The following is an 18,987-nucleotide window of genomic DNA, read 5'->3' as shown; positions in this document are numbered from 1 at the left end:
ATACTAAAAGGATAAAAACTTACATAGGAAAAATCAATGACAAAGATTTTGAAATGATTAAAAATAAAATAGTAAAAAATATAATAAGCCCTGCACTAAGACAGGGAAACTCAAAAAAATGAGCCAAATCCTTTCATTTCTGAAAAGTAATGAAAAAATTATAACTAAAAAATATTAATCTAAAATAAAGGAGTAAATATGGCAGAAGAGAAAGAAAGCAAAGGGAGCAACATCGTGCAAATAAGGCTTAGTGATAAGCAAAAAGATGAGTTGCAAAAAAAGGCTGATGAAGTGGGTTTGCCGCTTACTCAATATATAATATTTTTAATTACAAAGGATTTAAAAGCACTTTAAATAAGGGCTTTTGCTATTTTTCTAAAATTTTAGAAAAATACATTTTATTATTTTTAATCAAAGATAATTAAAACCTTTTTTCGAAATTTCGAAAAAACTTTAAATAAGGAGAACCAATGGAAAATAAAAAACTACAAATAACTTTTAATGGCGAAATGTTGGAAATTATGGAAAAAATAGCACAATCTTTAGGAATGACAATAAATCAATATATAGTTTATGCAGTTACTAAAGATTTAGACAATAGATTAAATAAGTAATCCTTTTAGAATATAATATTAATCTATTAATATTCTTTTAATCTTCTTTTTGGAATAATTTTAGAATACAAAAACAATCTAAAAGGAAGCTAAATGCAAAACATAACTCTTATTCCTATTACAAACCAAACAATAGGTGCAGAAATTAATTCTGTAAATGCTAGAGAAATTTACAAATATATAAAAATAACTTCTAATTTTGCAGAATGGATTAATCGCCGTATCAGCCACTACAATTTTATTGAAAATCAAGACTACATCATAGAAATTGTTTATACAAAAGGTCGCCCACGCAAAGAATACTATGTGACCTTAGATATGGCAAAAGAGCTTTGTATGGTTGAAAACAACGAAAAAGGCAGACAGGCAAGGCGTTATTTTATAGAATGTGAAAAACGCCTTAAAAACCTTGAAGCTGAACAGATGCAAAAACTAGCTTTTAGACAAAGCTTAGGTTATAAATCTCAATTAAAACAGCAAAAGGAATATTATGAAAATAAAATCAAAGCCCTAAAATACGACTTAGAAAATAAAAAGGAGTTAAGCTTTAAAAGAAAGCTTAGCAAGGAAGAATTACTAGAGCTTAGAAAAATACTAGCTAAGGATTATAATATGGTTTGTATAAAAGAGTGGGAATTTGAATTTTTAGCTAAAAAAATAGCATTAGAAAGTACAAAAATAACAACTTGGGATGCTGTTGTTAAGAAGCTAAAACAAACTCTTGATTATTGGCAAAATTATGATGAATACGAAGAAAAATGGAAAAAAATATTAAGGAGATGAGATGGGAATTTTAAAAAGACTTGATGAAACTATCATTATCAAAGATGATAGAAAAAATGAAAAAGAATTAGTTGAGTATTGCATTTTAGAAGGTATTTCTTTAAATGATGCAAACTTAGAAAATCTAAATTTAAGTGGTTTGGATTTTGATAATGTATTTATAAATGGTGCTAGTTTTAAAAACGCTAATTTAAATGATATTTCAAGCAAGAATGCATCTTTTATAGATTGCGATTTTAGTGGAGCAAGTTTCCATTTTTGTAATTTTCTAAGAACAGAATTTGAAAATTGTATATTTGAAAATGTAGATCTTAGGGACTGTATAGGAGATATGAAAAATATCTTTAGTGTTGTCGTTGATACCTATGTTATGACTTTTACAAAAACTATGATGAATTTAGGTTGTGATACTAAAACAATAAAAGAATGGCGTAATTTAAGCGTTGATGATTTAGAAGATGAAGAACAGAAATGGCTTTGGAGTTATTACAAGGATACTATTTTTGAAATTATAGATAAAAGATTAGGAGTTGAAAATGGTTAAAAAATATTTTAGAGAAAAAGAATTGAGCGAATATTTAGGAGTTAGTATAACATCATTATTTAAGTTAAGACAAGATGGTAAAATACCTTACATTCGCATAGGAAAATCCATAAGATATGAAATAAAAGAAATAGAAAAATGGCTTAAAGCTAAAAGACATTAAAAGCAAAACTCACAAAGAGAATTTAAGTAATTTCCACCATACCATTGCATAAGTTTTACTCTTAAATCAATTGCCTTGGCTCTGTTGTAAGCCCTTTCTATTTCATTGCCGCTTATATGATGTAATATCATTTCTGCTATATCTTTACTAATACCTTGCTGAATTAACTCATTGCTTTTATTAGTATAAACACTTCTAAAAGTAGAACGATATCCATGTATAGTGTGCTCTAAATTATAAAATTTAAAAAATCTTACAGCAAAATTCTCGCTAATAGTTCCATTATTATTAGCGAAAATATACTTTTTATCTCCATTTAAAATTCTTTGTATATCTAGTATCTTTAAAGCATATTTATTTAAAGGGATAATATTATCACCATTAGATCTTACTTTCATTTCATCTGCTTTTATAATCCAAAGATTGTTTTCAAAGTCAATATCACTCCATTTAGCAAATCGAATATTTTTACTTCTTTGTGCTGTCAAAAGCGTAAAATAAATTGCATTAATTATAGTTGTATTTGTCCGTGGATGATTTTTATATTCTTTCATACATTCTAACATATTTTTTATTTCTTGTTCTTCTACTATAGCTTTAAAATGTTTAACTTTATTGTGATTTGCTTCATTATAAAATTTCTTTAAATCTTTCAATTGAAGTATTATATCTGTTTTTAAGTCACCTCTTTGCCTACTAATCTCAAATATCCTACATAGCAAAGATATATTTTTCTTTATTGTTTCGTATATTCCTTTTTTCTGCATTAAATCATAAATAGGTAGAAAATCATCTTTTTTCAATTCATTTATATCTTTTTGTCCCAAAGTGGGAATAATATATTTTTTAAAAATTGACTGTTCTTTTTTGATTGTAGCTGAATTTAATTTTTTAGATTTTATATCAACATAAAGAAAATTTGCTTTTTCAAGTGTCATAACCTTATCATTTTTACCGATAAATTTTCCATCATACATTGACTTTAAAAGATCTTTTGCTTTTTCTCTTGCATTTGTAACATTTAAAACACCTTTTTGGCATTCCCCTATTGTTATAAAATTTTTAAATTTTGAAGCTCTTAAATAAAAAACTTTTTTACCCGTTGGATTAACTCGGACATATAATTCTTTTGGTTCTCCTACGCTAATCATATACCTTTTATCTTTTATTTCTAAATTGTCTATATCTTTTTGAGTTAGCATTAAAAAACCTTTTTTTAGTATTTTTGTAGCCAGAATTAGCTTTTTTACTTTGGCTACATAAATGGCTACAGAATTATAAGAAAAAATAGAAAAAATTTCAATCATAATGAAAAATTTTAATGTAGAAAAGTTGTTAAAATAGTGTATTTTGTATCTTAATATTACTTAATGAATTACTACTTGGTGTCCACGGCGAGATTCGAACTCACGGCCTCAAAATTAGGAATTTTGCGCTCTATCCTGCTGAGCTACGAGGACAGAAAGCGGGAAAAATCCCGCTAAAAATTTAACCGTTTCTTTTTTTGATGATTTCATCCGCAACATTTTTAGGAACTTCATCATAATGATCAAATTCCATAGAATAAGTCGCACGACCTTGAGTTTGACTTCTAAGATCAGTAGAATAACCAAACATTTCAGCCAAAGGACAAAATGCTGTGATGATTTTATTTCCACCACGCTCATCCATGCTATTTACTTGACCACGGCGTTTGTTAAGATCTCCAATAACATCACCCATATAATCTTCAGGAGTTTCTACTTCAACTTTCATCATAGGCTCTAAGATCACAGCACCTGCTTTTCTAGCACCTTCTTTAAAGCCCATAGAAGCAGCAAGTTTAAACGCCATCTCAGATGAATCCACCTCGTGATAACTTCCATCATAAACAGTTACTTTAACATCTTCCACAGGATAACCTGCTAAAACACCATTTTGCAATGCTTCTTGAACACCTTTATCAACTGCAGGAATGTATTCTTTTGGAATTACCCCACCTTTGATATCATTAACAAATTCATATCCACTACCTGGCTCAAGCGGTTCAAGGCGTAAGAATACATGTCCATACTGACCACGACCACCTGATTGTTTAGCATATTTGTATTCTTGTTCAACAGTTTTTCTAATAGTTTCGCGATAAGCAACTTGTGGTTGACCTACTTCAGCTTCAACTTTAAATTCACGAAGCATTCTATCAACGATAATTTCAAGGTGTAACTCACCCATACCTGAAATGATAGTTTGACCACTTTCTTCATCTGTAGAAACTCTAAAACTTGGATCTTCTTGTGCTAATTTATTTAAAGCAATAGACATTTTTTCTTGATCAGCTTTAGTTTTTGGCTCAACTGCAACAGAAATAACTGGATCTGGAAAATCCATTCTTTCAAGGATTACCTTATCTTTTTCACTTGCAAGAGTATCCCCTGTTAAAGTATCTTTAAGTCCTACAACAGCACCAATTTCGCCTGCGTAAAGCACTTTAATCTCTTCTCTTTTGTTAGAGTGCATTTTTAACAAACGACCAATTCTTTCTTTTTTATCTTTAGTTGAGTTATACGCATAAGAACCACTTTCCAAACAACCGCGATAAACACGCACGAAAGTAAGTTGTCCTACAAATGGATCTGTCATGATTTTAAATGCAAGTCCTGCAAACTCGCCATCATCAGTTGATTTTACAGAAACTTCTGTGCCATCTTCATATTCACCCTTGATATTTGCCACTTCATCAGGAGCTGGTAAATAAGCCACAACAGCATCAAGTAAAGGTTGAACCCCTTTATTTTTAAACGCTGTACCGCAAAGCATAGGAACGATAGAAAGACTTAAACATCCTGCTTTAATCCCTGTTTTAATCTCTTCAAGGCTTAATTCTTCTCCGCCTAAATATTTTTCCATCAACTCATCTGAAGTTTCAGAAACTGCTTCTATCATTTTTGTGCGATATTCTTCTGCCTTTTCTTTAAGTTCAGCTGGAATTTCTTTTTCTACATAATCCGTTGGCTTAGTATCATCTTCCCAAACTAAAGCTTTCATAGTTACAAGATCGATTACGCCTTTAAAATTATCCTCAGCACCAATTGGAATTTGAAGTGGAACTGGATTAGCTTTTAAACGGTTACGAATTTGATCTTCTACATTGTAGAAATTTGCACCGATTCTATCCATTTTGTTTACAAATACTATTCTTGGAACACCATATTTATTTGCTTGTCTCCAAACTGTTTCACTTTGAGGCTGCACCCCACCCACTGAACAAAATACCGCAACAGCACCATCAAGAACACGCATAGATCTTTCAACTTCAATTGTAAAATCCACGTGACCCGGAGTGTCAATTAGGTTAATTTGGTGATCTTTCCAAAAACAAGTTGTAGCCGCAGAAGTGATAGTAATCCCACGCTCTTTCTCTTGTTCCATCCAGTCCATAGTAGCAGCACCATCATGAACTTCACCGATTTTATGACTCATACCTGTAAAGAAAAGAATTCTTTCAGATGTAGTCGTTTTACCCGCATCAATGTGAGCAGCAATACCGATATTTCTAACTTTTTTTAAAGGAGTACTTCTTGACATACACACTCCTTCTTACCAACGATAGTGAGCAAATGCTTTATTTGCTTCAGCCATTTTATAAGTATCTTCTTTCTTCTTAAATGAAGCACCTTTGCTATTAGCAGCATCTAAAAGCTCAGCTGCAAGTTTATCAATCATAGTTCTTTCGCTTCTTTTTCTTGCAAAAGAAATAATCCAACGAATCGCTAAAGCTTGTTGTCTAGCAGGACGAACTTCAACTGGAACTTGATAGGTTGCACCACCTACACGACGAGATTTCACTTCTAATAAAGGCTTAATATTTTCAATCGCATCATTAAAAATATCAATACCTTTTTTCTCGCCACCTTTTTTATCAATAGCTTCCAAAGCACCATACATAATTGTTGTAGCTGTGCTTTTTTTACCATCATACATTAAAGAATTAATAAATTTTGTGATTACTTTATTACCATAAATCGGATCAGGCAAGACTTCTCTTACCGGAGCTTTTCTTCTTCTCATTATTTTTCCTTCAAATTTTAAATTTTACTCAAACAAAATCAAATCTAACGGATTTGTCTGTATGAATGATTATTTTGCAGCGCCTGCTTTAGGGCGTTTAGCACCATATTTAGAACGAGAAACTGTTCTTTTTGCAACACCTGCTGTATCAAGAGCACCACGAACGATGTGATATTTAACCCCTGGTAAGTCTTTTACCCTACCACCACGCACTAAAACAATGCTGTGTTCTTGCAAGTTATGACCTTCACCGCCGATATAGCTGATCACTTCAAAGCCACTAGTAAGTCTTACTTTGGCAACTTTTCTTAACGCTGAGTTTGGTTTTTTAGGTGTTGTAGTATAAACCCTAGTGCAAACTCCCCTTCTTTGTGGACAATTTTTAAGCGCTGGAGATTTAGATTTTTCTAAAACTTTTTTGCGCTCTTTTCTAACCAATTGATTTATGGTAGGCACAATAATTCCTTTCTTTAAAAATGTAATAAACTTTGGATGATATCTAAATTTTGCTTATATTTTAGTTAAAAAGATTGAAAATGAAGAAATATAGCCCCGAAGGGCTATAAAATAGAGTTTTATTCTTGTTCTTTAAGTTTTAAATTTTGTTCACCATAAAGCCCTGTTCCAACAGGAATCATTCTACCTAGAATAACATTTTCTTTTAAATCTTCTAAGTAGTCAAATTTAGCCGCTATACTTGCTTCGGTTAAAACTTTAGTAGTTTCTTGGAATGAAGCCGCAGAAATCACACTATCACTTCCAATCGCTGCTCTTGTTACACCTAAAAGCACAGGCTCGGCAATAGCTGGTTCTCCACCCATTCTAATGATTCTTTCGTTTTCTTCACGGAATTTACGTCTTGAAACCAAATCACCTTCGATAAATTTCGTATGTCCACTATCTACAACTTTTACTTGTCTTAGCATTTGAGAAACGATAACTTCTATATGTTTATCAGAAATCACAACACCTTGTCCGCGATAAACTTGTTGAATTTCGGAAATCAAATAATAATGCAAGGCTTTTTCACCTAAAATTTTAAGCACATCATGACTCGAAACAACTCCATCTGTAAGTTTTTCACCTGCATGGATAAACTCGCCATCTCTTACTTGAATGTGTTTTGATTTGTCGATTAAATACTCAGCACTTGTTCCATCTTCTGCTTGGATAATGATTCTTTCTTTGGAACGCAAAGGTTTATCAAAACGAACAACACCATCAATTTCTGCAATCACAGCTGCATTTTTTGGTTTTCTTGCTTCAAAAAGTTCAGAAACTCTTGGAAGACCTCCTGTAATATCTTTTGATTTAGCTGCAGCTTTTGGAGTTTTTGCTAAAATATCTGCTTGAGCGATTTTATCGCCATCATGAACAAAAATAACGGTTTTTGGTTCAAGCTGATAACGCACAGCCTTATCACCTTTTCCTGCAATTATCAAAGTCGGTCTAACTCCGCTTGGCAAATACTCATTAATCACTAAAGAACGCTTACCTGTAGCTTCATCAATTTGCTCATCGGCACTATAACCTGCTTCAATATCTTCAAAGCTTACAACACCATCAATTTCTGCAATAATAGTATTATTATAAGCATCCCATTCTGCAATCACTTTTCTTTCTTTTTTAGGAGCACTTGCAATGATAGTATTTACATCATCGATTTTTTCACTATCGTTAAATTCTATCTTAGATTCTCTTGGGATATAGTGTCTTTTTGCTTCTCTATCATTTTCATCAGCAATCACCACAAAGAATCCTTTTTCTTTAACAATATCGCCTTTTTTAACATTTTTTACTCTATCTAAACCATCGCCTTTAAGGATATAAAATTTAAGCGTTCCCTTTTCTCCTGCTTTGATATTTTGTACCACGGGCTCGCCATCTTCTACTAAAATTTCACTCGCAAAAGGAATACGATTAGGAACGTTCCAACCCTCTTTAATCACTTCCACGATACTTTCATTTTCTTCTACTTGCATACCACTTTGATATGGCAAATAAAGTTTTCCATCTATACTGCCACTTACACCTGCTAATTCATTTGGTTTAGCAAGATCGTATTTTCTTAGTATGTATTTTACTTCTTGTTTTTTATCTTTAATAGAAACAATCACATCTTCATGAATATTTTCTATATTAATCACACCTTTAAATGGAGTTTTGATTTTTGGCTCCACAAGCAAAATCGCCGCATTTCTACGATTTGCTACGATATTTTTACCTTCTTTGTTTTTATAAGTTTTAAGATTATAAAATCTTATAAAACCTTCTTTTTGTGCGCTTACTTGTCTATCTTGTAAATCCGTACTTGCAGTCCCCCCGCTGTGGAAAGTTCTTAGAGTTAGCTGCGTCCCTGGCTCGCCGATAGATTGAGCGGAAATAATTCCTACTGCTTCACCTGGTTTTACTAATTTACCTTCGCCAAGATTGATACCATAACATTTTGCACAAATTCCTTTTTTAGCTTTGCAGGTAATAGGAGTGCGAATATTGACACTTTTTATACCGCTTTCTCCAAGAATTTTTGCTTTTTCCTCATCCATTAAAGTACCTTCTGCAAAAAGCACAGAATTTGTAATAGGATCGATCACATCTTCAGCTAAAACCCTACCTAAAATTCTTTCTTCTAAAGTTTCTATAATAGAACTATCTGCGGTGATTTCATTGATTTCAACACCTTCATGCGTTCCACAATCTTCAATGGTAATTTTTACATTTTGTGCAACATCGATGAGTTTTCTTGTCAAATAACCCGCGTTTGCTGTTTTAAGAGCGGTATCTGCAAGACCTTTTCTAGCACCGTGGGTTGAAATAAAGTATTCAAGAACATTTAGCCCTTCACGGAAATTCGAAATAATAGGCGTTTCGATAATAGAACCATCAGGTTTAGTCATAAGTCCTCTCATCGCAGCAAGCTGAGAAATTTGAGCCGCACTACCTCTAGCACCAGAATCTGCCATCATATAAATAGAGTTAAAACCTTCTTTATCTTTTTCTACAAGCTTCATCATCTCTTTTGAAAGAACATTGTTTGTACTTTTCCAAATATCAATGATTTTATTGTATCTTTCCCCTGAAGTAATCAAACCGAGATTATAAGAATTTTGAATTTCTCTTACTTGTTTTTTTGCTTCATTGATAGCTTTTTGCTTGTCATTAGGAACAATAATATCTGCAATCGAAATTGAAATACCTGCTTTCGTTGCATACTCAAAACCTAAATTTTTAAGTCTATCCAAGAAACTTGCTGTAATCTCTAAACCACCTTGTTTATAAACATAATCCACAAGCGCGGCAATGTCTTTTTTCTTTAAGACTTTATTCCAACTATTTTCAGGCACAAAATCAGGTAAAATGGATTTAATAATCAATCTTCCTGCTGTAGTAGTAATCTTTCTACCATCTATCATAGTTTGTATACTCGCATGAATATCCAAACACTTGCTTTCAAGTGCCATCATCACTTCATCAATGCCTGTACAAATTTTATGCGAACCTTTAGCACCTGCTTTTTCCAATGAAAGATAATAAATTCCTAAAACCATATCTTGCGATGGAACGGTTACAGACTTACCGCTTGCTGGCAAAAGAATATTCATTGATGAAAGCATAAGCACTTTACATTCTGCAATAGCCTCTTGAGAAAGCGGTACATGCACTGCCATTTGATCCCCATCAAAGTCCGCGTTAAATGCTGCACAAACCAAAGGATGAAGTTGTATAGCCTTACCTTCCACTAAAACAGGATGAAAAGCTTGGATAGAAAGTTTATGCAAAGTAGGCGCACGGTTTAACATAACAGGATGTCCTTTTACTACCTCTTCTAAACATTCCCAAACTTCATTGGTTTTGTTTTCTATCATTTTTTTAGCTTGTTTTACTGTAGTTGCATAACCTTTTTCTTCAAGCTTAGCTAAAAGATGTGGTTTAAAAAGCTCTAAAGCCATTTTTTTAGGTAAACCACATTGATCCATTCTAAGTTTTGGACCCACAACAATAACACTACGACCTGAGAAATCCACTCTCTTACCTAGTAGGTTTTGTCTAAAACGCCCTTGCTTTCCTTTGATAATTTCACTTAAAGATTTTAATGGGCGTTTATTTGCTCCTTTTACAGCATTAGCACGACGACCGTTGTCAAAAAGTGCATCAACAGCCTCTTGAAGCATTCTTTTTTCATTTCTTATAATGATTTCAGGTGCATCAAGTTCCATAAGTTTTTTAAGACGTGTATTTCTATTGATAACACGACGATATAAGTCATTCACATCAGAAACTGCAAATTTCCCACCATCTAAAGCCACTAAAGGACGCAAATCTGGCGGTAAAACTGGAAGATTTGTAATCATCATCCATTCAGGACGATTTGGTACGGCTTCATCACTATCGGTATTGGCGTTTAAATTTGAATTTAAGAAATTTTCTACTACTTTTAAGCGTTTAATGATGGTTTTTTTCTTAGCCTCTGAATTTGTAGCCGCCATTTCTTCTTTAAGCTGATTTAAAAGCGCCACAAGATCTAAATTTGCAAGTAAATCACGAACAACTTCTCCACCCATTCTTGCTTTAAAGCCACTATTTTCATAGCGTTGCATTAAATTTTGATATTGCTCTTCATTTAAAACATCACAATATTCTACTTTTTTGGTGCTTTCATTATCATAGAAAGCATCGCCTGGATTTTCAACGATATAAGCTTCATAATAAAGCACACGCTCAAGATCTTTCATCTTAACACCCAAAAGCGTTCCTATACGGCTTGGAAGAGAATTAACATACCAAATATGGGCCACAGGAGTTACAAGCTCGATATGTCCCATTCTAGAACGACGCACTTTTGAATTTGCTACTTCAACACCACATTTTTCACACTTAACGCCTTTAAAACGCATTTTTTTGTATTTACCACAAAGACACTCATAATCTCTTATAGGTCCAAAAATCTTTGCGCAAAAAAGCCCATCTCTTTCAGGCTTTAAGGTTCTATAATTGATAGTTTCTGGTTTTTTTACTTCTCCATAAGACCATGATTTGATTTTTTCAGGACTTGCAAGTCTTAGTTGAAACGCTTCGAAATCCCTAGGTCTTGCATCTTCTTTGATTTCTATTACTTTAAATTTACTCATTATCTTCATCCTTATCAAAAATCTCAACATCTAAAGCAAGAGATTTAAGCTCATTGGTTAATACAAAAAATGTTTCAGGAATTCCTGTTGCTGGAACATTTTCACCTTTTGTCAATGCTTTATAAGCACTAAATCTACCTTCTACATCGTCTGATTTGATAGTTAACATTTCTCTTAAAGTGTGAGCCGCTCCATAAGCTTCAAGTGCCCAAACTTCCATCTCCCCAAATCTTTGTCCCCCAAAGAGTGCTTTACCACCCACAGGTTGTTGGGTAACTAAGCTGTAAGGTCCTGTACTTCTTGCGTGAACTTTCTCATCAACTAAGTGGTGGAGTTTTAGCATATACATACATCCCACATGAACACGCTCTGCAATTTTTTCACCTGTGCGTCCATCATAAAGTTCTGTTTTGCCGTCCATATCTATCTTGGCCATTTCAAAAAGCTTGCTAAATTCTTCTATATTTACACCTTCAAAAACAGGAGTAGCAAATTTAACTCCTTTACTCCAGTCTCTAGCATAGTTTAAAAGCTCTTCATCGCTTAAGCTTTTAATAAATTCTTTTTCGCTTGCAAGTCTTGGAATAGAACAAATTTCAAGCATTTTTGCTCTTAATTCTTTAAGAAAATCTTTTTGCTTTCTGTCAAAAATTTCTTGAATCTGATCTCCGAGTCTAAGTCCAATTAAACCCAAATGGCTTTCTAAAATTTGGCCTATATTCATACGACTTGGAACGCCAAGTGGATTAAGTGCAATATCTACACTTTTACCATTTGGTAAATAAGGCATATCCACTTCAGGAACTATAGTTGAAACTATACCTTTGTTTCCGTGACGTCCTGCCATTTTATCACCAACTTTAAGCTTTCTCTTTGTAGCAATATAAACTTTAACAAGCTTAATTACCCCACTTGGTAAAATATCATCTTTTTCTAAAATTTCAAGCTTTTCATCGTGTTCTGCTTTTAATTTTTTCTTCTCATTTTGGAAATGATTTTTTAAATCATCGTATTCTTTTTGAATCTCTTTAGAATAAGCTTTAATCAAAGTTGTTAAAGTAAAACGATTGATTTTTTCAAGTTCGCTAATATCTGCAGTTTGTCCTTTTTTATAATTTTTATCTCCAATTTTTTGATCACTATTTAAAGGGGCTTTGGAAAGAAGAGCACAAACACGAAGCATTTCTTCTCTATCCATCATCAAAAGTCTATCATGGTGTTCTTTTTCTAAAGCCATTTTTTCTTTATCATAAGATTTTATTGCGCGATCGTCTTTTTCATAGCCTTTTTTAGTGAAAATTTTAACATCTACAACAACACCCTCTAAAGAAGCAGTTGCATAAAGGGATTTATTCACAACATGCCCTGCTTTTTCTCCAAAAATCGCTCTTAAAAGTCTTTCTTCAGGAGTTGGTTTAACCTCACCTTTTGGAGAAACCTTACCCACCAAAATCATACCTGGTTTAATATGGGTACCAATTTTTGCAATACCGCTCTCATCAAGATGTGCAACATCTTCTTCTTTTACATTTGGGATATCTTTGGTAATTTCTTCTATACCATCTTTTAGTTCTCTTGCTTCAATTTCTTTTTCATAAATATGCACGCTTGTAAAGGTATCTTCACGAATAATTCTCTCACTTACAACTATAGCATCCTCATAGTTATAACCATTCCAAGGCATAAAAGCGATTAAAGCATTTTTACCTATAGCAAGTTCGCCTTGATCCATAGAAGGACCATCTGCGATAATTTGTCCTGTTTTTACTATATCACCTTTTTTAACAATAGGATGTTGAATATAATTTGTATTTTGATTGGTTCTTAAATTTTTCTCCATAGTGTAATGATCGATAAATGGACCTTTATCATCTTCACCTAAAATGAAAATGCTTTTATTATCCACTTTCTCAACCACACCGCCACGCTTTGCTTTAACAGCTTCCCAAGCATCACGCGCAATAATTTGTTCCATACCTGTTCCTACTATCGGAGCTGAAGCAGTAAGAAGTGGCACAGCTTGACGTTGCATATTTGAACCCATTAGCGCTCTGTTTGCATCATCGTGCTCTAAAAACGGAATCAAAGAAGCTGCAACCCCAACAACCATACCTGAGCAAAGATCGATTAATTGCACTTCTTCGCGTCTTGCAAGTATAGTTTCACCATCTTGTCTAGCCTCAACAAATTCTTCTACTATATTGCCTTTAGCATCAACTTTGGTTGAAGCTGGTGCAATAAACAAGCCTTCTTCTTGTGTTGCTGTAAGATAAACAACTTCATTAGTCACTTTACCATTTACAACTTTTCTATATGGTGCTTCAACAAAGCCAAGTTCATTTACTTTTGCATAAGTAGAAAGAGTGTTAATCAAACCAATATTTTGACCTTCAGGTGTTTCAACTGGACAAATTCTACCATAATGTGTCGCATGAACATCACGCACTTCAAAACCTGCTCTTTCTTTTACAAGTCCACCTTCACCAAGCGCTGACAAACGACGCTTATGAGTAACCTCGCTTAAAGGGTTGGTTTGATCCATAAATTGCGAAAGCTGACCTCCTGTAAAAAATTCAATGATGGTTGTAGTAATCATTTTAGGATTGATTAAATCATAAGGCATTACTTTATCAAGATCCGCATTTAAAGAAGTAAATTTATCTCTGATCGCCTTTTGCATTTTTGCAAGACCTAAATGAAGTTCATTGGCTAAAAGTTCACCTATAGAACGGATACGACGATTTCCTAAATGATCTCTATCATCAATATGTCCTTTACCATTTTTTACTTTAATTAAATATTTTGCAGTTTTAATAATATCTTCATTAGTCAAAACAGTAACATACTCAGGCACTTCAAGACCTAACTTATGGTTCATTTTCATACGACCTACCTTGGTAAGATCGTATCTTTCAGGATTGAAGAATAAATCATTTACAAAAGCCTTCGCTGCATCTTTTACCACAGGTTCACCTGGACGCATAACCTTGTAAATTCTAATCGCAGCTAAATCATTTTCATCATCGATATTTTCACTTTGTTTAAGAAGTTTTAGAGTTTCTCCATCTTGAGCAAAGGAGTTAATAATCGCTGCATCAACGCCATTAGCCAAGTCATTTGCTATATCAAAACTTTTTTGCTCTTTAATCTTGGCAAGCTTACTCTCATCTAGCAAAGTTAAAGAATCAAATAAAACCTCTCCACTTTCCTTATCAATAATAGGATTTGCCAAATAACGATTAAGTAAAATTTCTACAGGGTATTCTATCCATTTTAAACCGTCTTTAATAAGCTGTTCTGCTTTTTTCTTTGTAAGTCGTTTTCCAGCTTGATGAACAATTTTTCCTTTTTCATCTTTAATATCATACTCTATTCTGTCCATAAAATCATTTGGATTAAATTCTGTTAAAAATTTATCTTTTTTCACATGTATAGTCTGGATAGGATAAAACAACTTAATAATATCCTGTTTTTTATACCCTAAAGCCCTAAAAAGCATAGTTACAGGAACTTTTCTACGCTTGTTGATTCTTACATACAAAACATCTTTGGCATCGTATTCAAAATAAAGCCACGAACCACGATCAGGAATAATTTGTGCTGTATAAACAAGCTTATTTGCAACCGTTGAACTTTCTTCTTCTTTAAAAATAACACCAGGGCTTCTATGTAATTGATTTACAACCACTCTCTCAACCCCGTTAATGATAAAAGATACACGATCTGTCATTAAAGGAATTTCGCGGATATAAATTTCTTGTTCTTTAATATCTTTTACGCCAACTTTTTCCCCTGTTTTTTCATCTTTTTCATGCAGAGTAAGACGGATTTTCATTTTTAAATTTACAGAATAAGTCAAACCTCTTTCCATGCATTCGCGAATGGTATATTTTGGCTTGCCTATTTCACTACTAACATATTCAAGACTCAATCTATTTTGCGGATCATGAATAGGAAAAATTGATTTAAAAACTTTTTCTATACCACTTTCACCATTATCAAGATTTAAAAAATAATCAAAACTCTTTTTTTGTAATTGTAGAAGATTTGGGATTTCTATTTGTTTTGAAATGTTTGAGAAGTCTACTCTTAAACGATTTCCTAATTTATTATCTAACATATCGCACATACCTCATGGTAAATTTTGTAAATTTAAAAAAGAAGACCTAAAAATTAGGTAAAAATAAAAAAAGAAGACTTGCCTTGGCAAATCTTCTTCTAACTTTAAAGCTTAAAATTACTTAAGTTCTACTTTAGCACCAGCTTCTTCAAGTTGTTTTTTAGCTTCTTCAGCTTCAGCTTTAGCCACACCCTCTTTTAGAGTTGAAGGAGTTTGCTCAACTGCATCTTTTGCTTCTTTAAGACCAAGGCCTGTAAGAGCACGAACGATTTTAATAACTTCAATCTTTTTAGCACCGCCATCAGTTAAAACGATATCAAATTCAGTTTTTTCTTCAGCAGCAGCTGCAGCACCACCAGCTGCAGCACCACCAGCCACCATTACAGGAGCAGCAGACACACCAAATTTTTCTTCAAATTCTTTTACAAGTTCTGATAACTCAAGAACACTTAAATTTGAAATATATTCTAATACATCTTCTTTAGAAATTGCCATTTTTTATCCTTTTATTTAATTTATTCAGATTCTTTTTTATTTTTAAGCGCATTTAAACCTATTGTGAAATTGGTAATTGGCGCATTCCAAACTTGCAAAAGCATAGCAAGCAACTCATTGCGTGAAGGCATTTTAGCAAGAGCTTTAACCTTAGCAACATCTGCAACTTCGCCTTCAATATGAGCTGTTTTGATTTCAAATTTATCGTTATTTTCTTCAAATTTAGCAGCTACTTTTGAAACACTTAGCTGATCTTCGCCCCAAAGATAAATATTTGTATCTTTAAGAACTAGACCTGTTTTACCGGAATTGTTAAGAGCAATGTTAGCCAAAGTATTTTTAACAATTTGAACTTTTACATTGTTTTCTCTTGCATTATTTCTAAGCTCTTCTAGTTTTTTTGTGCTAAGACCTCTGTAATTACAAACTACAATAGCTTCACTAGCTTTAAAACCTTCTTCAAGTTTAGCAATAATCTCAACTTTTTCGCTTCTAGTCACATTTTCTCCTTTCCGATTGAGATTTCAAGTAGAGTGGAAATCCAATTAAGCTTACGCCTCGACTATCTTCAATCTAAAATAAACATCTCAAAAAATCAAAAATTTTTTCAAATGTTTATTTTAAAACAAAAGAGTTGCAAAAAAGCAACTCTTATTTCATATCAAGCAATTCTTGTGTTTCAAGCTTTACAGAAGGGCTCATTGTCAAAGATAAAGCCGCATTTTTAATATATCTACCTTTAGCTGCGGCAGGTTTGTGTTTGTTAATTGCCTTTACAAAAGTGCTAACATTGTCCCATAATTGTTCTTTGGAAAAACTTACTTTACCAAGACCTGCATGGATATTTCCTTGCTTATCAACACGGAAATTTACCTGACCACTTTTTGCATTATTAACTGCTTGAGCAACATCCATAGTCACTGTTCCGGTTTTAGGATTTGGCATTAAACCTTTTGGCCCTAAAATTCTACCAACTTTACCAACAAGTCCCATTAAATTTGGAGTAGCAATCAAAACATCAAAATTCATATTACCTTTTTGAATTTCTTCTACTAAATCATCGCTACCCACAATATCTGCACCAGCATTTTTCGCTTCATCAGCTTTTGCGTCTTTTGCAATTACAGCAACACGAACTTTTTTACCCGTTCCAGCAGGTAAAACAACAGATCCTCTTACCATTTGATCTGCATGTCTTGGATCAACATTAAGTTTTAAAGCAATTTCTACAGTCTCATCAAATTTAGCAGACTTTAAAGTCTTTATTGTATCAATTGCATCGCTTAAAGCATACTCTTTATTTGAATCAATTTTTTGTGATAATTCTTTTAATCTTTTTGCTATCTTAGCCATTTATTTTCTCCGCATTTTAAAGTGCTACCGCCTTTTACCTTGGCGGTGAAAGGATTAATCAACGATTTCAACACCCATAGAACGAGCTGAACCTGCAATAATTTTAGCAGCTTGATCTCTATCTTTAGTATTTAAATCTGCAATTTTCTTATCTACTATTTCTAAAACTTGAGCACGAGTTAACCTACCCACCTTATTTTTAAGTGGATTATCCGTACCTTTAGAAATTCCAGCTGCTTTTTTGATCAAATCCGTAGCTGGCGGTTGTTTTGTAATAAAAGTAAAACTTTTATCTGCATAAACAGTGATAACAACAGGGATATTAAAACCTGCCATATCTTTTGTTCTTTCATTAAAAGCCTTACAAAACTCCATAATATTAACACCTTGCTGACCCAAAGCAGGACCAACAGGTGGTGATGGGTTTGCTTTTGTGGCAGCAATTTGCAATTTAATTTCGCCTACGACTTTTTTAGCCATAACAAATCTCCTTACTTGATATAAATTAAATTATTTTCTCAACTTGAGAATATAAGATCTCCACTGGAGTTGAGCGTCCAAAAATAGAAACATTTAATTTTAATAAACCACGAACCATATCATACTCTTCTACAATTGCAGTAAAGTTTGCAAATGGCCCTTCTGTGATTCTCACATTTTCCCCTTCTTCAAAAGAAATCTTTGGTTTAGGCGCTGCACGATTGTGAACTTTTTCCAAAATCAAATTAATATCTTTTTCTGTTAAAGGGGTTGGCTTTTTGGATTCTCCAATAAAACGACCAACCTTTGGAAGAGATTGAATGCGATGCCAAAGCTCCGTATTTAAATCAAGAAGTGCAAAAACGTATCCTGAATACAAACTTCTTTCGCTAATCTTCTCCTTTCCATTCTTAAATTCAATAACATCTTCAGTTGGAACAACAATTTCTTTAAGTTGTTCTTCAATTCCGTTATCTTTTACTAAATTTTCAATGGCTCTTTTAACTGCCATTTCACTGCCAGCATAAGTTTGAATTGCATACCATTTATGAGTACTCATTTACTCTCCTTATACGATCGCAGAAACAATAGAGGACATAAGCCAATCCACTAACGCCAAAAACAAAGAAATCACCGCAACAACTACAAAAACTGTAATATAGGCATTTCTTACCTGTTCTTTTAAAGGAAAAATTACTTTCCTTAATTCGGCTTTTGATAATTTAAAATAAGTTATTAATTTTTCCATTTATTTAAACCTTAATTATGGCAGGGCAAGAGGGATTCGAACCCCCAACCATCGGATTTGGAATCCGGCGCTCTACCGTTGGAGCTATTGCCCTAAGGGCGCAAGCTTAACTTTTTAGCTTAACTTCTTTGTGAAGTGTATGTTTTTTTAATCTTGGGCAATATTTTTTTAATTCTAATTTTTCAGTAGTATTTTTACTATTTTTATAGGTGCTATAATTAATATCACCACATTCTTCACACTTTAAACCAACTTTAATTCTCATTTCAATTTTCCTTAAAAAATTAAAGCCAAGCTTTTAACTTGGCTTTATTAAATTATTTAATAATTTTAGAAACAACACCTGAACCAACAGTTTTACCACCTTCACGAATAGCAAAACGAGTTCCTTCTTCAAGTGCTACTGGAGCGATCAAGCTTACAGTAATTCTCACATTTTCACCTGGCATAACCATTTCAACACCATCAGCTAATTTAATCGAACCTGTAACATCAGTTGTTCTTACATAAA

The 18,987-nt window shown here is 33.1% G+C and carries 18 protein-coding genes, 2 tRNA genes and 1 pseudogene; 5 read left to right on the top strand and 16 right to left on the bottom strand.

What is annotated here, in order from left to right; translation table 11 throughout:
* Positions 1-198 precede the first annotated feature (198 nt).
* From AJ887_RS10235 to AJ887_RS06850, 5 genes are all read left to right on the top strand, one after another.
* Positions 199-354 carry a hypothetical protein gene (locus tag AJ887_RS10235; protein ID WP_002826691.1) on the top strand — a complete coding sequence of 52 codons (156 nt, stop codon included), beginning with the start codon at positions 199-201 and terminating at the stop codon, positions 352-354.
* Positions 355-470: 116 nt separating this feature from the next.
* The gene (locus AJ887_RS10230) at positions 471-614 is read left to right on the top strand and encodes a hypothetical protein (protein ID WP_002873567.1); all 144 of its coding nucleotides are present in this window, start codon (positions 471-473) and stop codon (positions 612-614) included.
* Positions 615-707: 93 nt separating this feature from the next.
* On the top strand, positions 708-1,397 hold the full coding sequence (locus tag AJ887_RS06860) for an antA/AntB antirepressor family protein (RefSeq protein ID WP_070285026.1): 690 nt from the start codon (positions 708-710) through the stop codon (positions 1,395-1,397).
* A 1-nt stretch (position 1,398) separates the two neighbouring features.
* Entirely contained in the window at positions 1,399-1,941 is a 543-nt protein-coding gene (locus tag AJ887_RS06855) for a pentapeptide repeat-containing protein (protein WP_070240604.1), read from the top strand.
* Positions 1,934-2,104, top strand: a complete 171-nt coding sequence (locus tag AJ887_RS06850; protein ID WP_002864902.1) for a helix-turn-helix transcriptional regulator — start codon at positions 1,934-1,936, stop codon at positions 2,102-2,104. The genes AJ887_RS06855 and AJ887_RS06850 overlap by 8 nt, the downstream gene beginning before the upstream one ends.
* Here the strand turns inward: AJ887_RS06850 and AJ887_RS06845 are convergent.
* The 16 genes and pseudogenes from AJ887_RS06845 to tuf all read right to left on the bottom strand — a co-directional run.
* Entirely contained in the window at positions 2,101-3,306 is a 1,206-nt protein-coding gene (locus tag AJ887_RS06845) for a tyrosine-type recombinase/integrase (RefSeq protein WP_070240618.1), read from the bottom strand. The genes AJ887_RS06850 and AJ887_RS06845 overlap by 4 nt on opposite strands.
* A 181-nt stretch (positions 3,307-3,487) precedes the next feature.
* Positions 3,488-3,564: transfer RNA gene (locus AJ887_RS06840), tRNA-Arg, on the bottom strand.
* A gap of 28 nt (positions 3,565-3,592) precedes the next feature.
* Positions 3,593-5,668 carry an elongation factor G gene (gene fusA / locus AJ887_RS06835; RefSeq protein ID WP_002779472.1) on the bottom strand — a complete coding sequence of 692 codons (2,076 nt, stop codon included), beginning with the start codon at positions 5,666-5,668 and terminating at the stop codon, positions 3,593-3,595.
* A 12-nt stretch (positions 5,669-5,680) separates the two neighbouring features.
* A complete protein-coding gene (gene rpsG / locus AJ887_RS06830; protein WP_002779471.1) occupies positions 5,681-6,151 on the bottom strand; it encodes a 30S ribosomal protein S7 in 471 nt (156 codons plus the stop codon).
* A gap of 69 nt (positions 6,152-6,220) precedes the next feature.
* On the bottom strand, positions 6,221-6,607 hold the full coding sequence (rpsL, locus tag AJ887_RS06825; protein WP_002782934.1) for a 30S ribosomal protein S12: 387 nt from the start codon (positions 6,605-6,607) through the stop codon (positions 6,221-6,223).
* A 119-nt stretch (positions 6,608-6,726) separates the two neighbouring features.
* A complete protein-coding gene (gene rpoC, locus AJ887_RS06820; RefSeq protein ID WP_070285024.1) occupies positions 6,727-11,280 on the bottom strand; it encodes a DNA-directed RNA polymerase subunit beta' in 4,554 nt (1,517 codons plus the stop codon).
* Complete coding sequence (gene rpoB, locus AJ887_RS06815; protein ID WP_074497520.1) at positions 11,273-15,409, bottom strand: DNA-directed RNA polymerase subunit beta; 4,137 nt, start codon at positions 15,407-15,409, stop codon at positions 11,273-11,275. Before rpoB ends, rpoC begins: the two co-directional genes overlap by 8 nt.
* A 108-nt stretch (positions 15,410-15,517) precedes the next feature.
* Complete coding sequence (gene rplL, locus AJ887_RS06810) at positions 15,518-15,895, bottom strand: 50S ribosomal protein L7/L12 (protein ID WP_002854820.1); 378 nt, start codon at positions 15,893-15,895, stop codon at positions 15,518-15,520.
* 20 nt (positions 15,896-15,915) lie between these two features.
* Positions 15,916-16,395, bottom strand: coding sequence for a 50S ribosomal protein L10 (rplJ, locus tag AJ887_RS06805; protein ID WP_002858610.1), 480 nt, complete (start codon positions 16,393-16,395; stop codon positions 15,916-15,918).
* 151 nt (positions 16,396-16,546) lie between these two features.
* Positions 16,547-17,248: a 50S ribosomal protein L1 gene (rplA, locus tag AJ887_RS06800; protein ID WP_002854928.1), complete on the bottom strand. Its 702-nt coding sequence runs from the start codon at positions 17,246-17,248 to the stop codon at positions 16,547-16,549.
* 54 nt (positions 17,249-17,302) lie between these two features.
* Positions 17,303-17,728 (bottom strand): 50S ribosomal protein L11, encoded by a 426-nt coding sequence (gene rplK, locus AJ887_RS06795; protein WP_002861210.1) that lies wholly within the window; start codon positions 17,726-17,728, stop codon positions 17,303-17,305.
* Between the two features lie 25 nt (positions 17,729-17,753).
* Complete coding sequence (gene nusG, locus AJ887_RS06790; RefSeq protein ID WP_002851098.1) at positions 17,754-18,287, bottom strand: transcription termination/antitermination protein NusG; 534 nt, start codon at positions 18,285-18,287, stop codon at positions 17,754-17,756.
* A 9-nt stretch (positions 18,288-18,296) separates the two neighbouring features.
* Positions 18,297-18,476: a preprotein translocase subunit SecE gene (gene secE, locus AJ887_RS06785; RefSeq protein WP_002854985.1), complete on the bottom strand. Its 180-nt coding sequence runs from the start codon at positions 18,474-18,476 to the stop codon at positions 18,297-18,299.
* A gap of 18 nt (positions 18,477-18,494) precedes the next feature.
* Positions 18,495-18,570, bottom strand: a tRNA-Trp gene (locus AJ887_RS06780).
* Positions 18,571-18,582: 12 nt separating this feature from the next.
* The gene (gene rpmG, locus AJ887_RS06775) at positions 18,583-18,741 is read right to left on the bottom strand and encodes a 50S ribosomal protein L33 (protein ID WP_002793551.1); all 159 of its coding nucleotides are present in this window, start codon (positions 18,739-18,741) and stop codon (positions 18,583-18,585) included.
* Positions 18,742-18,793: 52 nt separating this feature from the next.
* Positions 18,794-18,987 (bottom strand): annotated as a pseudogene (gene tuf, locus AJ887_RS06770) (elongation factor Tu); the annotation flags it as partial.

The sequence above is a fragment of the Campylobacter sp. BCW_6466 genome, assembly GCF_001762835.1.
Taxonomy (GTDB): Bacteria; Campylobacterota; Campylobacteria; order Campylobacterales; family Campylobacteraceae; genus Campylobacter_D; species Campylobacter_D jejuni.
Note: the sequence above shows the minus strand (reverse complement) of the source record. Positions and strands in the feature narration are given on the sequence as shown.